Here is a 17,077-nt window from a genome sequence, read left to right on the forward strand (position 1 = left end):
GGGTTTTTTATGTCTTGTTAGCGGCTGAACTTCAGCTCTTGGAATTGCTTGCGAGTTCCAGAATGACCCGCGCGCCGATCTCGCCAGACGGGCGCTCGGTTGACATGATCGAAGCGACTTTATCAAAACCGTCCAGTTGCGCCTGTCGTGCTGATCCGGGATGCATCAACCGCTCAAGGTAACGGGCGAGCATTCCCGGACGAACAAATTCATTAAAATACTCGGGAACGACCGGCTCGTCGGCAATGATGTTTGGCAAGGCCGCGCTCCAGATCGTGATCTTGGGCATCAGAAACTTGCGTGCGAACCAATCCGCTTTATAGGAAAGCACACTCGGAATGCGCGAGAGGGCGAGCTCCAGCGAGACGGTTCCTGAAGCCGCGAGCGCCACATCGGCCCGGGAAAACGCCTTCCACTTTTCCTCGTCGCCCAGCACAATCAGCGGCTTGATGGCCCAATTCTTAGAAAGATCCCGTACCATTTCCTCAATACGGGGCAGTGTTGGCAAAACGACATCGAGCTTCTCGAACCGTGCAGCAAGTTCGCCAACAGCCCTCCCGAACGGCTCCATGAGCATTTGGATTTCAGTCCGACGCGAGCCAGGCAGAACAAGCAAGGTTTTCCGGGTTTCAACAGTCCGTTGGGCTTCCAGAGCTTTCTGCTCAGCCCGTGCATCCAATATCGGTTCATAGCTGGAAAGGCGATGCCCGACATAAGTGGCGCTCGGTCCGCTCAACCGTTGCATGACCTCAACTTCAAACGGAAGAATAGTCAATACATGATCGAAATAAGCCTTCATGGCCCGGGCGCGCTGCGGACGCCAGGCCCACACACTCGGCGCTATATATTTCACAATGGGAATTGACGGGTTCGCCGCCCTGATCTTTCTGGCAACGCGATGTGTAAATTCAGGACTGTCGATCAGAAGTACGCAATCCGGCTTCTCTGCAACAATGCGTCGTGCCGTCTGCCCGATGCGCAACATCAGGCCCGGCAAATTTTTGAGAATCGCGCCCAGCCCCATAAGTGCAATTTCATGTGGATCAAAAAAGGATTTCATTCCACGAGCTGCGAGGTGATCGCCTCCGACCCCTACAATATCGACCAGCCGGTCCGTTTGGGTCCGCAGCGCATCAATCAGATCTGCGCCAAGAAGGTCACCGGATTCTTCACCGGCCACGATTGCTATTTTCAATGGCCGGCTGGTGGTGCTCACTTCTTGATATCCTTTCTTTTACGACTGACCGTTTCTATAAAAAGGCCTTTGTCGTTTGCCGCAGCGATGGTCTCGCCGAAGCCTAGAATGAATGTTCTGCCCGCCTCAACCGCTATTCCAGACAAACCTGCCTGCACGGCTTTATCTATCGTCGAGATTCCAATAGTCGGAAGATCCGCCCTCTCGTCTTGTTGCGGTTTCGCCATCTTCACAAGAACGCCGCCTCGCCGAGGTATGCGACCGGCTGCACGCAACTCGCGTACACGATCTATCATCTGATCGGTGCCTTCTGCCCCTTCGAGAGCCACAACACGACCGCCAATTGCAATCGCACCCTGCCCGACATCAAGATCACCCAGACGAAGTGCAGTTTCCATCGCAAGTTCAAGATTATGACGTTCTCGGGCGTCTGGTATCTTTCGAGTCAAGACTTGAGCTGGTGACGGGGAAAGCAAATCCGGGACCACCTCGTGAGCTCCGACAACTTTGAAACCAAAGGATTCCAGCAGACCTATGAAAGCGCGCAATAGAGCATCGTCTCCTTGCCCCAGCGCACGTAAAACGTAAGGCACCGCACGTAAAGTAGGCCAGTCAAACTTCAGGTCGCTGACATGGGGCCTGCTTGTCACTCCTCCGGCAAGGACAACCCGATCCACGCCGGCAGCCTTCATGGAGCGCACGAGTTTTGCAAACTCAACGATCGAAATTTCCTGGTGTTCGTATTCGTAAAGTATCGGATCGGCTTCTCCTCGCAACGGCACAAGGAAAGGCGACTTTCCTGCGGCAGCGAGGGCATTGGCCACATTGATCGGCAACAGACCATTGCCAGCGATAATCGCAACGCGTCCCGCATCATTTGCGAAACGCGGTATTTCCTCAATCTTCGCTGCTGTCATGCCCGGCCGCACCATGGACCGCGTCAAGCGGAGGTGTACAGTAGGCCCGCTTGGTATCGACATTGATGAAATCGATCATGTCAATGACAGCCGGAGAGTCAGGTATCGTAGTCAGAACGTCCTTGGCACGATCTCGAATTGGCTTCGTGCGGTCGAACAGCATCCGAACTGCATGACGGAGATTATGGATCTCTTTGCGTTCCATGCCCGAGCGCTTCATACCGACTATATTCAATCCGCCCAGATGAGCGTGCACACCAATCGCCATGCCATAAGGGATTAGATCGCTCACAACCGCAGCCATGCCGCCAACAAAAGCGTGATGTCCAACGCGCACAAACTGATGTATCGCCGCCCCGCCACCGAGAATGGCATGATGCCCGATTGTCGTATGACCGCCAATCATCACGTTGTTGGAAAATGTGACGTAATCGCCAATATCACAGTCATGTGCCACGTGCGCATAAGCCAGAAACGAGCAGTTATCACCGACCGAAGTGTAACCCCGCGCGCTGTCCGACCCTTTGTGCATGGTCACGCCTTCGCGGATAAGGCAGTTTATACCAATATTCAGCTTGGTAGGACCGCCCTTATGCTTATTGTTCTGCGGGTCACACCCCAGAACAGCATGCGGATAAACCTTTCCGCCTGCGCCGAGCGTCGTTGCACCGGTTACCACTACGTGGCTCATCAATTCCGAATTGTCGCCGATGACGGCGCCAGACTGAATGTGACAGAAGGGGCCGACAGACACACCCTGCCCCAGTTCCACACCCTGCTCCACAAGAGCGGTGGGGTGAATGAATGTTTCTTTCATCGATATGCTCACTGGCTTTCTTCAGCTGTGCTGATCATGGCAGCGACTTCAGCTTCCGCAACCTTTACACCATCAACTTCGGCGATGCATTCATATTTCGAGATATTTGCGCGTTGCTTGATCTTCTTTACATGAAGCAGAAGCCGGTCTCCCGGTATAACCGGGCGACGGAATTTCGCATTGTCTATGGTCATGAAATAGACCACACCGGGGCGTCCGGTCTTACGCTGAAGCAGCGAAATAGCACCTGCGGTCTGCGCCATGGCTTCAACGATCAGTACGCCCGGCATGATCGGTTTTTCGGGGAAGTGCCCGGCGAAATGCGGCTCGTTGATCGTCACATTCTTGATGCCGGTTGCAGAGACGTCACCGTCAATGTCGACAATCCTGTCGATCAGCAAAAAGGGATAGCGATGCGGCAACACTGCCAGAAGATCCTGGATATCTGCTGCTTCCAGCTTTGTCTGATTTGCATCACTCATCAGAGGATTGTTCCTTTCTCGATTGCCCGATGCTGCGGATGTTCGCAATATCGCGGAACCACTGCTTGATAGGCCGCGCGGGAATACCACCCCAGCGTTCCCCATCGGGTATGTCATTCATAACACCGCTTGCTGCGGCAACCTGAACGCGCGAGCCGATAATCAAATGGTCAGCAAGCCCCACGCGCCCACCCAACATGGTCTGATCGCCAATGACACAACTGCCGGAAATGCCGCAATGTGCCGCAACGATACAGAAACGACCAAACCGCACGTTATGTGCGATTTGAACGAGATTATCGATCTTCGTACCTTCACCAATGACGGTGTCATTCAACGAACCACGATCAATCGTGGTATTGGCGCCAATCTCGACATTATCCTGAATGATGACCCGACCAAGCTGGGGAACCTTTTCCAAACCAGCGGCACCGGGAACGTAGCCGAAACCGTCCTGTCCTATGCGAACACCCGGATGAAGCGAAACCTGATTGCCTATGAAAGCGCACTGAACGGTTACACCTGGCGCAATATAGCTGTTGCGACCGATCTGGCTACCCTCGCCGATGACGGCCGTTGAAGCAACCAACGTACCGGAGCCAATGGTCACACCCTTCCCGATCACCGCTCCGGCTTCGATGGTCGCGCCATCTTCGATATGTGCGGTCGGATGAATAATCGCCCCTGCAGAAACACCTGTTTCTCCAAACCAGCTAACCGGCCTGACAGATGTTGGAAACAGCATTCGACCGACGGATGCGAAATCCCGTTGCGGACTACGGGTAACCAATGCTGCTATATGCGACGGTACGCTGTCCACCAAGGCTTCCGTACATAGGACGCCTGCGGCGCTGATCGAGGACAGGCCGTCGGCATACTTCTTGCCTTCAACGAAAGCAAGAGAACCATCGGCCGCATCTTTCAGAGAAGATAAACGCGCAACAGAACGCGGCGCAAACTTCGGATCCCGAAGTCTTGCACCGGTAAAATCTGCTATATCGCCAATCGTGAGTTCACGCGAAGGCGCGAAAAAAACAGGATCTGCCATCAAAACACTTTCTTCCCCGGGGTTATTACACCCCGGGAAAAGGCAAATCTATTAGAACTTGGTCGAGACACCGAAATTGAAGTTCTGAACCTTGTCGGTATCAGCCTTCGCGATCGGGAACGCATAGTCAAAGCGCAGAGGACCGAACGGCGAAGCCCACATCAAGCTCACACCTGCCGAAGCACGAAGCTTCTTGTCGTCACCATAAATTGGCGAGCCACCCTGCGAAGAGTCGTTGCCATAAAGCGTTGCCGCATCGGCGAACAAGGCGCCACGGATACCAAGGCTTTCAGGAACAAGCGGCATCGGGAACTGAACTTCAGCCGTACCGTTGATATAGGTCGTTCCACCCATCCAGTAACGCTTGCCGTTTGCGGCGTCCTGATATGGACCAATACCGTTGAACTTGAAGCCGCGAATGATGTCCGAATTGTTCTTGAACAGGTCGAAAATACGAACGCCATCATCGCCAAATTCATGGATATAACCGCCGCCAATGCCCAGCATACCGACGATATCGGCTTCCTGAGAAAGCGTCTTGTAGTAGTTACCCTTGAACGTGGTCTTGATGTACTTGGCATCGCCACCGAGACCAGCAAACTCCTGCGTGAACTTGCCGTAAAGGCCGTCATGCGGATTCTTCATGTCGTCGATGGAGTTGTAGGTCAACGAATAACTGACCGACGAACGGAGCCATGGACTATGTTCCGCAGCCTCAAGCAAGGCAGGAGCATAATAATTATCGGCATCCGCACGGAACAGGTCATACTTTTCCTGAACCAAGTTATACGCGAGACCGGCCGAGAAATTATCCGTGATCGGAAGACCGAAACGGATCGTACCACCGGTCTGCTCGACGTCGTAATCGTCATTTACGCGATACGTACGACGGAAAACATCAAAGCCGGCCGAAAGGCGGTAACCGAGGAAATACGGCTCGGTAAACGACAGGCCGTAATTGCGCATATCGTCCTGACCGGCACCGGCACTGATACGAATATACTGGCCACGTCCGAGGAAGTTACGCTCGGTGATAGCAGCTTCAACCTGAGCACCCGGCGATTCGCCACCAGTCGTGTAACCACCACCGATCGAGAATTCCCCCGTCGACTTTTCGACAACGTCGACGACCAGAATAACCTGATCCGGCTCGGAACCAGGCGCGGTAGAAATATTGACCGTCTGGAAGAAATCGAGCGCTTCGAGACGACGCTTCGCACGCTGCACCATGACCTGATTGAAAGCGTCACCTTCGTTCATGTCAAATTCGCGACGAATCACAAAGTCACGGGTCTTGTCATTGCCGCGGATCTCAATACGCTGGATGTAAGCGCGCGGACCTTCGTCAACACTGTAAACGACCGAGATGGTGTGATTTTCGAAATCGCGATCACCGCGCGGCTCGACCTTTGCAAAGGCATAGCCACTACCAGCAACATTTTCGGTAACTGCTAGTACCGAATCTTCGATTTCCTTGGCGCTGTAAGGCTTACCGGAGCGCGTCTTGACCAGATGGTCCAGAGCCTGCCCGTCAACACCGTCAACGTTGCTTTCGACGCTTACATTGCCGAACGTATAGCGCTGACCTTCATCAACCGTGATGGTGATCGTGTATTCGTTCGTCGAAGGATCGAGAACCGCATTCGATGAGATGACGCGGAAATCCGCATAGCCGCGATTGTAATAGAAACGACGGAGCGTTTCCTCGTCAGCCTGAAGACGACCTTCGTCATACACGTCGTTACGCGTCAGCCACGAAAGCGGGTTTGAACGCTTGGTCGAGATTACATCACGCAGACGGCGGGAGCCGAATGCCTGATTACCGACGAAATCGACGTTTGCGATCTTCGTGCGCGAACCTTCGTTGATCTCATAGACGACGTTCACACGCCCCTGACCAAGATCGACAGTACGCGCATTCACAGTCGCATCGCTGCGCCCGATATGTGCATAAGCACCCTTGATAGCCTCAACGTCGGCTTCCATCGTTGCAGCGTCATAAGGCGAGCGAGCCTTGAGCTGAACTGCGCGAGCGAGATCCGGATCCTTGATCTTCTTGTTGCCCTGGAAAAGGACATTGTTAACGACCGAACGCTCGGAAACATTCACAACGAGCGTACTGCCGGACTGATTGATGCGAACATCCGAAAACAGGCCCATTGCGAACAGGCGCTTCACCGCAGCATCAATATCGGCGCTGGTGAAAGCCTTGCCCGGGCGAATCTCGATGTTGTCACGGATGGACTGTGCGTCGACGCGGGTATTACCGCGTACCTCGATACGGCTAACGACAGCAGCCTCGGCAACATTGACCGAAGCCAGCGAGAGTGCAGCAGTACCCGAAGCCACAAGAGCCACTGACATGGCGAGCGCAGATGCGGCGCCAAAGAATTTAGAACTTGCCGTCATAGGCTTTCCGAACCTTCGTTTTTCTGTCCCCGGGGCGATTAACCCAGAAAAGCACGTACAGATACAACCGTCATACCCGGTTTTTCCATACAAGCAAGCGTCACGGTTAAATTCTGTTTACTTAAGCAACCAGCGTGGCATCCGCGCCACGCGATTTAAGCGTTATGGTAAACAAATCGCTTAGCTTTTCTAGCAGTCACTCCCAATTTTCACTTCTGTTTAACACCTTCCCCGATCCTCATCGGCGAAGGCACGCATCATAGCGGTTAGCTGACTGGAACCCTCCAGCCTGCACCGATCCCCAAGATCACCACCTGAGCCAGCCGGAGAGTCATCTAGCAGGCAAACAGGTCGTTGAAAAGTACGAACCCCATGAATCCCATAACAAGAAGGAACCCGGCACGGTAGAAAATTTCCTGCGCTGCAGCAGATACCGGACTACCCTTTATGGCCTCGACTGCATAAAAAACCAGATGACCGCCATCCAGCGGAGGCAGCGGAAACAGGTTCAAAAGCCCTATGCCGACGGACAACATCGCCATCAGTTGAATGAGCCAATCAAAACCCTGACTTGCCGCCTTGCCAGCCATGTTGGCGATCTTGACCGGACCGCCAAGCTGGCATTTATCCTCGCGCCCTACTGCGAACCGCTGGAAAAACTCTCCTGTGCGGCTGATAATATAGCCTGTCTCCATGACAGCTTGCCCCACTGATTCGAGGGGACCATATTCAATCCGGCGAAAATTACCGACAGCTTCAGTGGTTTCCACACCAATGGCGCCAAGCTTGATCTTGTTCCCAAGCGGATCGGTTCGTTCGACAATTGCCGGAACAGCCTGCAGATCCACCATCTTGCCATCACGCTCGACGCTGAAATTCAGCTTGTCTCCCGCACGACCGGATACGATGCGCTGCACGTCTGAAAAAGTTGTGATCTTTTCGCCATCAACGCTGATGAAGCGATCCCCAGCTTCAAACCCTGCTTCTGCTGCTGGGCTACCTGGCTGCACGCCAGCGATGAGCGGATCAGAAATCTGCCGGCCATAAAGCGCAAAGAAGACGCTGAAGATAATAACCGTCAGAATGATATTGAATGCAGGCCCCGCAAAGACGGTCGCCGCGCGCTTCCACACAGGTTGAGTGTGAAATGCCCTTTGCTGTTCATCCTCACTCAGTTTTGCACTATCGACGTCGACAGGAGAACTCGTGGCGCTCTCATCACCAATGAACTTGACATAGCCGCCAAGCGGAATGGCAGAAATCTTCCACCGTGTTCCGTGCTTATCCGTGAAACCGATCAACTCAGGTCCAAAGCCGATAGAAAAAGCCTGTGAACCAATGCCGCACCAGCGCGCAACCAGATAATGGCCCATTTCATGGACAAAGACCACAACGGTCAGAACAAAGAGAAATGGAATGATGGTCCCGACAAGCAGGCTTTCGCCACCCAGAAAAAAGGCCAACGCCTCCTGCAAATCACTACTCCTTACAAAACACTATCGAGCCAACGAAGAGCTGAATGGATTTTGAACTACCCCTAAACTCATCCGTTGCGCCCTTAGAAACTGAAGAAAATCGCGGACGGCACGTCTGGTTCGGCGAAAATTGCACCAAACAGGTACAAAAGTGCGGCGGCAGCCACAAGCCCATCAACGCGATCCAGAACACCGCCATGTCCCGGCAGAAGACGTCCGGAGTCCTTTGCGCCGAACTGGCGCTTCACCCATGATTCTGCAAGATCACCGATCTGCGAAACAATAGACAACAGCAATGCGAGCAGCGGCACGATCCAGCTGCCTGGAGCAGCCACCAGAGACGCCACCAAAATCCCTCCAGCCACGGCAGCAGCAGCACCGCCGATGGCACCGGACCATGTCTTGTTCGGTGAAAAGCGCGGTGCCAGTTTCGGTCCGCCCAGCGCCCGTCCATTGAAGTAAGCTGCAATATCGGTGGACCAGACAACGGCGAAGAGGAAAACAATCGCAGTAAAGCCGAACGGCTCGTCACCGCGCAGAAGCGAGAGCGACACAGCAGAGAAACCGGCATAGAAAAGTCCCGCTGCTGGCCAGCCTCGGCCAGCCCTCCATTGCGTGACCAAAAGAATGAGAGTGCCCGCCAGCAGAACGCCAATTGTCAGCAATGCACTTCGGTCAATGACGAGCAGTACACTGGTAAGTACCAGCCATACCCAGCCAAACAGACGCGAAAACGACGTCTGTTTTGATTCGGTCAAGCTCGTCCACTCGTGGAACATGGCCAATCCGATCGCAATCGAAAACAGCGTGAAACCCAGACCGCCGACCCAGGTCAGCCATAAGGCGGCTGTACCGAGGACAATGGCAGTAATGATACGGGTTTGCAGATTGGACATTGAGACCTTTCGACGGGCTGGCTTACGCCATACTAGAGCATTTTTTAGTGGTGCTGCCTCGTGGAAACCACCTTAGACTGCCGCCCCCTTGGTCGAAGGGCATGCGATTTCTTCTTCAAGCTCCTCCAGCCCTGCCCGCGTTTCTACTCCCCCAAACCGACGCTCGCGCTGGCGAAAAGCCTCATAGGCTGCATCAAGGTCGGACGAGCGGAAATCTGGCCAATGAATGGACAGGAACAAAAACTCGGAATATGCCGCTTGCCAGAGCAGAAAGTTCGACAGGCGCATTTCACCGCTTGTACGGATAATAAGATCTGGATCGGGTATCCCGGCAGTATCGAGATTTGCAGAAACCAGTTCACTGGAGATTGAGGCTGGATCAAGTAGCCCGGCAGCAACATCGCGCGCCAAGCTTCGCACGGCACGGACGATCTCGTCGCGGGAACCGTAGTTGAAGGCAATGATCAGGTTAAGGCCGGTATTGCGATGCGTGAGCGTCTCTGCTTCGATCAACAGCGCACGAATATCGGCAGCAAGCTCGTCGCGTTCGCCGATAATGCTGACCCGCACATTGTTGCGATGCAGTTCTGCAAGGTCACGACGGATGAAAATCTTCAGCAAACCCAGAAGGTCGTTTACTTCCCCGCTGGGGCGGGACCAGTTTTCTGAAGAAAATGCAAACAATGTGAGGTAGCCGAGGCCACGGTCCCCGGCTGCCCGCACCGTCTCGCGAAGAGCTTCCACGCCTGCCCGGTGTCCGGCGCTGCGCGGCAAATTGCGTGCCTTCGCCCAACGGCCATTGCCATCCATAATAATGGCGATGTGGCGCGGATTGGACATGGCGAAGCTCTCCCTCAATGAAAACCATGCAAGGCCTAAACCTGCATGATCTCCCCTTCTTTCACTGCAACAACCTTATCCATCTCTGCAATGGTTTCGTCGGTCAGCTTCTGCACTTTTTCAGACTGAACCCGGCTATCATCCTGACTGATGTCGCCGTCCTTCTCCAGCTTTTTCAGCGTGTCCATACCGTCGCGACGGACATGACGAGCGGCGATGCGGCCTTGTTCTGCATATTGATGCGCGATCTTGACCAGTTCTTTGCGGCGCTGTTCGTTCAGTTCCGGCAGCGGAATGCGAAGTGTCATACCGTCGGTGATCGGATTAAGGCCCAGACCGGAATCACGGATGGCACGTTCTACGGCACCTACCATGCTCTTATCCCAGACGGAGACCGAAAGCATACGCGATTCGGGAACGGTGATATTGGCAACCTGATTGATCGGCATCGTAGCGCCGTAGGCTTCGATAGTGATTGGTTCAAGCAGGCTGGCGGAAGCACGGCCGGTACGAAGACCGTTCAGATCGTGCTTCAAAGAATTGACTGCGCCTTCCATGCGGCGTTTCAGGTCGTTGATGTCGAAAGCATCACTCATGCATTTTCTCCTTCGATACGCAGCAAGGGTCGATCAATTATCGGAAACGATCGTGCAGCGTCCCTTGCCTTGCAGAATTTCGGCCAAGCCGCCGTTTTCATGGATGGAATAGACTATTATCGGAATGTTGTTCTCACGCGCAAGGGCAACAGCGGCTGTATCCATGACTGCGAGCCCGCGATCGAGAACTTCTTTGTGCGTCAGCTGATCGAAACGCGTTGCATTCGGATCCTTTTTCGGGTCCGCAGAGTAGATCCCATCGACCTGTGTGCCCTTCAAAAGAGCATCGGCTTCAATTTCCGCAGCGCGAAGAGCTGCCGCCGAATCCGTCGTGAAGAAAGGATTTCCGGTGCCGCCGGCAAAAATCACGACCTTGCCTTCGTCCATATAGGCCGTGGCCTTTCTCTGCGAAAAGCTCTCACAGATTTCCGGCATGGCTATGGCCGAAAGCACCACGGAATCAACATCGATCTTATGTAGGGAGGTGCGAAGTGCCAGCGAGTTGATAACCGTGGCCAGCATCCCCATGTGATCGCCGGTGACGCGGTCTCCGCCTTTTGAGGCCACAGCGACGCCGCGGAAAATATTACCACCGCCAATCACCACACCAACTTCAACGCCGAGCGACCGCGCCTGCTTGATATCGCTTGCAATACGGTCCGCGACGGAAACGTCGATGCCAAAGCCCTGACTGCCCATCAATGCCTCGCCCGAGGCTTTCAAAAGGACGCGTTTGTAGGCGGGCTTACCGGACATTGGATGCTCTCCGCAGATTGTGATCAACTGGTTGTGTTCGGGTTCCGATACACGAAGGGCACCGCGTTGTCACGCGATGCCCTTCATAATCAAAAGCCTTTTCAGGCAATAACAGTTTTAGCCCTTGGCAGCAGCAGCCACTTCAGCAGCGAAATCGGTCTCTTCCTTCTCGATGCCTTCGCCGAGAGCGATGCGAGCAAAGCCGACGATCTTGGCCGGAGCGCCGATGGTCTTTTCAGCTTCCTTGAGGGCAGCTGCAACCGTAAGGTCCGGATTGATGACGAACGCCTGCGAAAGAAGAACAACTTCTTCGTAGAACTTGCGCATACGGCCTTCAATCATCTTCTCGATGATGTTGTCCGGCTTGCCAGACTCACGGGCCTGCTCGATGAAGATCGCCTTCTCGCGCTCGGCGGCAGCCGGATCGACGTCTTCGGCGGTCAGAGCCAGCGGGTTGATTGCAGCAACGTGCATGGCGACCTGGCGGCCGAATGCGTTTGCAGCTTCTGCGTCGCCAGCGGTTTCGATTGCAACGAGAACGCCGAGCTTGCCGAGGCCATCAGCAACACCATTGTGAATGTAGGTCGCGACAACGCCCTGCGGAACGCTGAGTGCAGCCGAACGACGGAAACCGATGTTTTCGCCGATGGTTGCAACTGCATCCTTGGCAGCCTGCGTAACAGTCTTGCCGTCAATATCGGCGTTGGCTACAGCTTCCGTAGAACCATCGGTCGACAGAGCAGCCTGGGCAATCTTACGGACGAGGTCCTGGAAGGCATCGTTGCGAGCAACGAAGTCAGTTTCGGAGTTCACTTCAACGACAACGGCCTTGTTGCCGGAAGCTGCAACGCCAACCAGACCTTCGGCAGCCGTACGGCCAGCCTTCTTGTCAGCCTTTGCGATACCCTTGGCGCGCAGCCAATCAACGGCAGCTTCGATATCGCCATTGGTTTCAGCAAGTGCGGCCTTGCAGTCCATCATGCCGGCGCCGGTGAGGTCGCGGAGTTCTTTGACGAGAGATGCGGAAATGCTCATGATGTCGCCTTTCATGAAAGCGAAGGCACACCGGATGGGTGTGCCAACTTTTAACCGGCGCTTGGTTTCTGGACCGCGATCCGACCTGAGCATTGCACTTCAGGAATCACAATCCCGCACCGGGATGAAACGAAATTATCCACCCGCCCTATCAAAGATATGACGGATGGATGAAATCACACGCTGATTAAGCGCCTGCAGCCGGAGCTTCGAGGGCTGGCTCAACTGGAGCCTCAGCCTGCGCACCGACGTCGATGCCCATTGCACCCTGCTGACGAGCAATGCCGTCGAGAGCAGCGCGGGCGATCAGATCGCAATAAAGAGCGATAGCGCGTGCAGCGTCGTCGTTGCCTGGGATCGGGTAATCGATCTGGTCAGGATCGCAGTTCGAATCGATCACGGCGACAACCGGAATACCAAGACGCTTGGCTTCCTGAATAGCAATCGCTTCCTTGTTGGTGTCGATAATGAACATCAGGTCCGGAACCGAACCCATGTCCTTGATACCGCCCAAGGCGCGGTCAAGCTTTTCACGCTCACGCTGAAGGTTCAGAAGTTCCTTCTTGGTGAAGCCCTGGCCTTCGCCGGCCAGAAGTTCGTCGAGCTTGCGCAGACGCTGGATCGAGTTGGAGATCGTCTTCCAGTTGGTCATCATGCCGCCGAGCCAGCGAGCGTTGACGTAGTACTGTGCCGAACGGTTTGCTGCATCGGCAATGATGTCCGAAGCCTGACGCTTCGTGCCGACGAACAGAACGCGACCGCCGCGAGCAACGGTGTCCGAAACGATCTTCAGCGCATTGTGCAGCAGAGGAACGGTCTGGGACAGATCGAGAATGTGGATGTTGTTACGATCACCATAGATGTATGGTGCCATTTTCGGGTTCCAGCGATGGGTCTGGTGGCCGAAGTGAACACCAGCTTCCAGAAGCTGGCGCATGCTGAAATCAGGCAATGCCATCTGTATTTTCCTTTTCCGGTTGAACCTCCACGGGCTGAGGCGATTGCTCGCCACCGGAGGCTGAGGCAGGATTTCTCCCTGCAAAAGCCCAATCCCGTGTGTGGAATAGGCGCGCTGTTAACTGATCGCGCCGCAAATTGCAAGTCATCTGCACAATATAGCACTGAACAAGCAAACGAACACGCCAGTCAACGTGCTATTTGCAGGATGCGGCCTGCTTTGCCGCGTCGTAGACATCAAGCTTCACGAGTTTTCCGCGCATGGAAAAATCTCCGTAGTCCATTGTGAGGTCGCGGGTAATGCCATTGCGATAGAGCTTGAAATTGATGCGGTAGATCGGCAGGCCGTCCTGCTTTTCCTTATCGTCGAAATAGGCAATCGTCACCGGCCAGACCTGATCCTTGGAAAATTTGCCCATCACCTTGGTCTCATCATCCGGCAGGGCCTGCTCCTTACCGACAACCACAGTGGTAGCAACCACCCGGTCAGCATCTTCAGAGGCATCGAAAAGCGACGTCTGATAGAATTTCTGTCCGGCTTCCGCTTTTCCGATCAGCTCTTCCATATGCCCCGTCGGAAACTGCGTTCCCTTAAGATCCAGCTTGTTTTCCTTCGGCTTGCTCAACTCAACGACTGTCTTCCCGCCCTCGAGCTTGGCGTCACCGCGTACTTCCTTGACCAGCTCCTTGTCCACGAAGGTCTTGTTGACAAAGCGGAAGTTTTTTCCGTCCGCGCCTTCAAAAGTCGTCGTCTGCTGATCCGTCACCCGCTGAGGCTGTTCTTCCATATCGATCCGCGTGACGAAGCGAAAATTGGTCGTGTAGCCTTCACACGCAGATCCGTTGAACTCGTAAACCATACGACCGGTCAAACCGCTGATGCCCGACTTTTCATCGGCACGATCCAGGGTCAGATCATAGACTGCGCGATGTGGAACCAACGTTACCGTCGAGGCCGCATGGGCGACGCCAGCAAACCCGGCCCATACACAAGCAGCCGTTCCACTCGCCGCAACCGCACTCTTGAAAAAACGCATACATAAATCTCCCGATGAGTTGACGAGCATGATAAAAAAACTCGTGGCGGAAGCGAGGCAAAAAACGCACCCTTCCCAAAAGCTTCACCGATTCTGCCTATAGGTAGATCGCGAAGTACCTTTGCAAGCAAGGATTAATGCAATGACCGATACGATCGACAGCCGCCTTAAAAATCTGGGTATATCCATCCCGGAAGCCGCGGCACCTGCCGCCAATTATGTCCCTTTTGCGCAAAGCGGTTCTCTGCTCCTGACATCTGGCCAGCTTCCACTGGACGGCGGCAAGCTTGTGCATACCGGTCAGATCGGCGATGAGTTGACAGTCGCGCATGGACAAGCTGCGGCGCGTGCCTGCGCCATTAACATTCTTGCCCAAGCAAAAGCAGCACTCGGCGACCTCGAACGTATCAAGCGGATTGTGAAGATTACCGTCTTCGTGGCCTCCACGCCTGATTTCGTCGAGCAGCATCTTGTTGCCAATGGCGCATCCGATCTCCTGGTGGCGATTCTCGGTGATGCAGGCAAGCATGCACGCTCGGCAGTTGGCGTTGCCAGCCTGCCGCTCAATGCACCGGTAGAAATTGAAGCGATCATCGAGGTTGCCTGATATGACTTCCATCGACTGGATCAAGAAGCGTCCCATTGCCCATCGCGGATTGCATGATCTCAATAGGGAACGCTGGGAAAACACCCTTTCAGCGTTCGAAGCCGCAGCCAAAGCGGGTTTTGCCATCGAATGCGATGTTCATCTCACCTGTGACGGCGGCGTTGTTGTCTTTCATGATGATGAACTGAAGCGCCTCGCCGGTCGCGAGGGTCGCATCAGCGATTTGACACTGGCGGAAGCGACCGCGCTGAAGATCGGCGGTACCGCCGATCACGTGCCGACGCTTCGTCAAATGCTTGAACTGGTTGATGGTCGCGTGCCTCTCGTCATCGAACTGAAGGGCATCGAAGGCAAAGATGACGGTCTGGTCGCCGCGACCGCCAGAGAACTGGCTTCCTATAAGGGTGAAGCCGCGATCATGTCTTTCGATCACCATCTGATCCGCCGTTTCGCGGCAGATGCACCGGGAATTCCTGGCGGTCTAACCGCCGAAGGTACGCGCACGGAAGACTTTGAACGACATTTCTCCATGCTGGCGCATGGCATTTCCTTCGTATCCTATAACGTGCATCACCTGCCGAATCCATTCGTTACTTTCGTTCGGGAGAAGTTGCAAATGCCGGTGATCAGCTGGACCATCCGGGATCGAGAAATGCAAAGCCATAGCGACCTCAATGTCGACCAGATCACGTTCGAAGGCTTCGATCCGCGCGCCCTCGTGGCTTGACGACAACGCGCCGAGCGCCACAGAATGTGCGCGATAACGGCAAAGGAATAGCGGTGAACGACGAAGATCCGCAGAATGAACAAAGCTTCGTTCTTCGTGTCGTTGAGAATATCAGCGAATTCACGGCAGACGAATGGAACGGTCTTGTCGGGGCATCCCGGCAGGACATAAATTACAATCCCTTCATTACCCGTAACTTCCTGTCGGCTTTGGAAAAATCAGGCTCTGTTTCGCAGAAGGCAGGCTGGCTTCCACGTCACTTACGTCTTGAAGACGACCGAGGCCGTCTCATCGGAGCTGTGCCGAACTATCTCAAGGGGCATAGTCAGGGAGAATATGTCTTTGACCATGGATGGGCTGATGCTTTCGAGCGCGCCGGAGGTCGATATTATCCAAAATTTCAGGCAGCAGTGCCTTTCACACCAGCCACCGGGCCACGTTTGCTCAACCATGTCGCCTATGAAAGCGAGGCTGTTCGCCTGGCCTTGGCTGGCGGGCTGCGTGAACTAGCAGATCAAACCGGGGTCTCATCAGCGCATGTAACGTTTGCGCTACCCGATGAAATTTCCTCACTGGAGCAAGCGGGCTTTCTCCATCGCACAGATCAGCAGTTTCACTTTAAAAACAATAGCTTTAAAAGCTATGATGATTTCCTGAATGAGCTTGTATCGCGAAAGCGTAAGGCGCTGAAGAAAGAACGGCGTGAAGCCTTGTCGGATGGCATTGAAATCGACTGGCTGACCGGCAATGACCTCACAGAAGCAGTCTGGGATGATTTTTTTAGATTCTATATGGACACAGGCAGTCGCAAATGGGGACGGCCTTATCTGAACAGGCAGTTCTTTTCGCTAATCGGCGAAAGCATGGCGGAAGACATCCTGCTCGTCATGGCCAAACGCAACGGACATTACATTGCCGGTGCGATCAATTTCATTGGAGGCGACACCCTCTTTGGCCGTCACTGGGGCTGCATTGAAGATCATCCCTATCTACATTTCGAGGTTTGTTATCATCAGGCGATCGACTTTGCCATCGATCGAAAGCTTAGTGTTGTAGAAGCTGGCGCACAGGGCGAGCATAAAATTGCGCGCGGTTACGTACCGGTCACGACCCATTCAGCACATTACATTGTTCATGAAGGCTTTCGAAACGCCGTGCGCGACTATCTCGATCATGAACGCCGTGAGGTCCAACAAATTCAGAGCACCCTGGAAGAACATTCGCCCTTCAGGGATGATTGACCTCGTCCACCTTGCCTAACGCGACTTGATACGGTCTGATCC

General features: G+C 54.3%; 17 protein-coding genes. 3 read left to right on the plus strand and 14 right to left on the minus strand.

The window, feature by feature from the left end:
- Positions 1-31: 31 nt before the first annotated feature.
- The 14 genes from lpxB to eipB form a co-directional block, all read right to left on the minus strand.
- Complete coding sequence (gene lpxB / locus CQZ93_RS07470; RefSeq protein WP_105542018.1) at positions 32-1,216, minus strand: lipid-A-disaccharide synthase; 1,185 nt, start codon at positions 1,214-1,216, stop codon at positions 32-34.
- Positions 1,213-2,112 (minus strand): LpxI family protein, encoded by a 900-nt coding sequence (locus CQZ93_RS07475; protein WP_105542019.1) that lies wholly within the window; start codon positions 2,110-2,112, stop codon positions 1,213-1,215. The genes lpxB and CQZ93_RS07475 overlap by 4 nt, the downstream gene beginning before the upstream one ends.
- A complete protein-coding gene (gene lpxA / locus CQZ93_RS07480) occupies positions 2,093-2,929 on the minus strand; it encodes an acyl-ACP--UDP-N-acetylglucosamine O-acyltransferase (RefSeq protein ID WP_105542020.1) in 837 nt (278 codons plus the stop codon). Before lpxA ends, CQZ93_RS07475 begins: the two co-directional genes overlap by 20 nt.
- Positions 2,930-2,937: 8 nt before the next feature.
- Complete coding sequence (fabZ, locus tag CQZ93_RS07485) at positions 2,938-3,411, minus strand: 3-hydroxyacyl-ACP dehydratase FabZ (protein ID WP_105542021.1); 474 nt, start codon at positions 3,409-3,411, stop codon at positions 2,938-2,940.
- Positions 3,404-4,459 (minus strand): UDP-3-O-(3-hydroxymyristoyl)glucosamine N-acyltransferase, encoded by a 1,056-nt coding sequence (gene lpxD, locus CQZ93_RS07490; protein WP_105542022.1) that lies wholly within the window; start codon positions 4,457-4,459, stop codon positions 3,404-3,406. The genes fabZ and lpxD overlap by 8 nt, the downstream gene beginning before the upstream one ends.
- 51 nt (positions 4,460-4,510) lie before the next feature.
- On the minus strand, positions 4,511-6,868 hold the full coding sequence (gene bamA / locus CQZ93_RS07495) for an outer membrane protein assembly factor BamA (protein ID WP_286152574.1): 2,358 nt from the start codon (positions 6,866-6,868) through the stop codon (positions 4,511-4,513).
- Between the two features lie 335 nt (positions 6,869-7,203).
- The gene (gene rseP, locus CQZ93_RS07500; RefSeq protein ID WP_105542023.1) at positions 7,204-8,343 is read right to left on the minus strand and encodes an RIP metalloprotease RseP; all 1,140 of its coding nucleotides are present in this window, start codon (positions 8,341-8,343) and stop codon (positions 7,204-7,206) included.
- Positions 8,344-8,426: 83 nt separating this feature from the next.
- A complete protein-coding gene (locus tag CQZ93_RS07505; RefSeq protein ID WP_105542024.1) occupies positions 8,427-9,239 on the minus strand; it encodes a phosphatidate cytidylyltransferase in 813 nt (270 codons plus the stop codon).
- A gap of 72 nt (positions 9,240-9,311) precedes the next feature.
- Complete coding sequence (locus tag CQZ93_RS07510) at positions 9,312-10,079, minus strand: isoprenyl transferase (protein ID WP_105542025.1); 768 nt, start codon at positions 10,077-10,079, stop codon at positions 9,312-9,314.
- Between the two features lie 35 nt (positions 10,080-10,114).
- On the minus strand, positions 10,115-10,675 hold the full coding sequence (frr, locus tag CQZ93_RS07515) for a ribosome recycling factor (RefSeq protein WP_105542026.1): 561 nt from the start codon (positions 10,673-10,675) through the stop codon (positions 10,115-10,117).
- Positions 10,676-10,708: 33 nt separating this feature from the next.
- Positions 10,709-11,431 carry a UMP kinase gene (pyrH, locus tag CQZ93_RS07520; protein WP_105542027.1) on the minus strand — a complete coding sequence of 241 codons (723 nt, stop codon included), beginning with the start codon at positions 11,429-11,431 and terminating at the stop codon, positions 10,709-10,711.
- 117 nt (positions 11,432-11,548) lie between these two features.
- A complete protein-coding gene (tsf, locus tag CQZ93_RS07525; protein ID WP_105543219.1) occupies positions 11,549-12,466 on the minus strand; it encodes a translation elongation factor Ts in 918 nt (305 codons plus the stop codon).
- A gap of 187 nt (positions 12,467-12,653) precedes the next feature.
- Entirely contained in the window at positions 12,654-13,424 is a 771-nt protein-coding gene (rpsB, locus tag CQZ93_RS07530; RefSeq protein WP_105542028.1) for a 30S ribosomal protein S2, read from the minus strand.
- A gap of 196 nt (positions 13,425-13,620) precedes the next feature.
- Complete coding sequence (gene eipB, locus CQZ93_RS07535; RefSeq protein WP_105542029.1) at positions 13,621-14,460, minus strand: cell envelope integrity protein EipB; 840 nt, start codon at positions 14,458-14,460, stop codon at positions 13,621-13,623.
- A gap of 142 nt (positions 14,461-14,602) precedes the next feature.
- On the opposite strand from eipB, the gene CQZ93_RS07540 reads away from it, so the two are divergent.
- Genes CQZ93_RS07540 through CQZ93_RS07550 form a run of 3 tightly spaced genes read left to right on the plus strand, consistent with a single transcriptional unit; the run spans position 14,603 to position 17,035 of the window.
- Positions 14,603-15,067, plus strand: coding sequence for a RidA family protein (locus CQZ93_RS07540; RefSeq protein ID WP_105542030.1), 465 nt, complete (start codon positions 14,603-14,605; stop codon positions 15,065-15,067).
- Between the two features lies 1 nt (position 15,068).
- Entirely contained in the window at positions 15,069-15,794 is a 726-nt protein-coding gene (locus CQZ93_RS07545) for a glycerophosphodiester phosphodiesterase (protein ID WP_105542031.1), read from the plus strand.
- A gap of 53 nt (positions 15,795-15,847) precedes the next feature.
- Positions 15,848-17,035 (plus strand): GNAT family N-acetyltransferase, encoded by a 1,188-nt coding sequence (locus tag CQZ93_RS07550; protein WP_105542032.1) that lies wholly within the window; start codon positions 15,848-15,850, stop codon positions 17,033-17,035.
- The last annotated feature ends 42 nt before the right edge of the window (positions 17,036-17,077 follow it).

It is taken from the genome of Ochrobactrum vermis, assembly GCF_002975205.1.
Classification (GTDB): domain Bacteria; phylum Pseudomonadota; class Alphaproteobacteria; order Rhizobiales; family Rhizobiaceae; genus Brucella; species Brucella vermis.

What these genes read in the sequence shown, in the direction of transcription:
- CQZ93_RS07475 (WP_105542019.1), bottom strand. Translation starts at nt 2,112, where the DNA reads ATGACAGCAGCGAAGATTGAGGAAATACCGCGTTTCGCAAATGATGCG.
- lpxA (WP_105542020.1), bottom strand. Translation starts at nt 2,929, where the DNA reads ATGAAAGAAACATTCATTCACCCCACCGCTCTTGTGGAGCAGGGTGTG.
- fabZ (WP_105542021.1), bottom strand. Translation starts at nt 3,411, where the DNA reads ATGAGTGATGCAAATCAGACAAAGCTGGAAGCAGCAGATATCCAGGAT.
- lpxD (WP_105542022.1), bottom strand. Translation starts at nt 4,459, where the DNA reads ATGGCAGATCCTGTTTTTTTCGCGCCTTCGCGTGAACTCACGATTGGC.
- bamA (WP_286152574.1), bottom strand. Translation starts at nt 6,868, where the DNA reads ATGACGGCAAGTTCTAAATTCTTTGGCGCCGCATCTGCGCTCGCCATG.
- CQZ93_RS07505 (WP_105542024.1), bottom strand. Translation starts at nt 9,239, where the DNA reads ATGTCCAATCTGCAAACCCGTATCATTACTGCCATTGTCCTCGGTACA.
- CQZ93_RS07510 (WP_105542025.1), bottom strand. Translation starts at nt 10,079, where the DNA reads ATGTCCAATCCGCGCCACATCGCCATTATTATGGATGGCAATGGCCGT.
- frr (WP_105542026.1), bottom strand. Translation starts at nt 10,675, where the DNA reads ATGAGTGATGCTTTCGACATCAACGACCTGAAACGCCGCATGGAAGGC.
- pyrH (WP_105542027.1), bottom strand. Translation starts at nt 11,431, where the DNA reads ATGTCCGGTAAGCCCGCCTACAAACGCGTCCTTTTGAAAGCCTCGGGC.
- tsf (WP_105543219.1), bottom strand. Translation starts at nt 12,466, where the DNA reads ATGAGCATTTCCGCATCTCTCGTCAAAGAACTCCGCGACCTCACCGGC.
- rpsB (WP_105542028.1), bottom strand. Translation starts at nt 13,424, where the DNA reads ATGGCATTGCCTGATTTCAGCATGCGCCAGCTTCTGGAAGCTGGTGTT.
- eipB (WP_105542029.1), bottom strand. Translation starts at nt 14,460, where the DNA reads ATGCGTTTTTTCAAGAGTGCGGTTGCGGCGAGTGGAACGGCTGCTTGT.
- CQZ93_RS07540 (WP_105542030.1), top strand. Translation starts at nt 14,603, where the DNA reads ATGACCGATACGATCGACAGCCGCCTTAAAAATCTGGGTATATCCATC.
- CQZ93_RS07545 (WP_105542031.1), top strand. Translation starts at nt 15,069, where the DNA reads ATGACTTCCATCGACTGGATCAAGAAGCGTCCCATTGCCCATCGCGGA.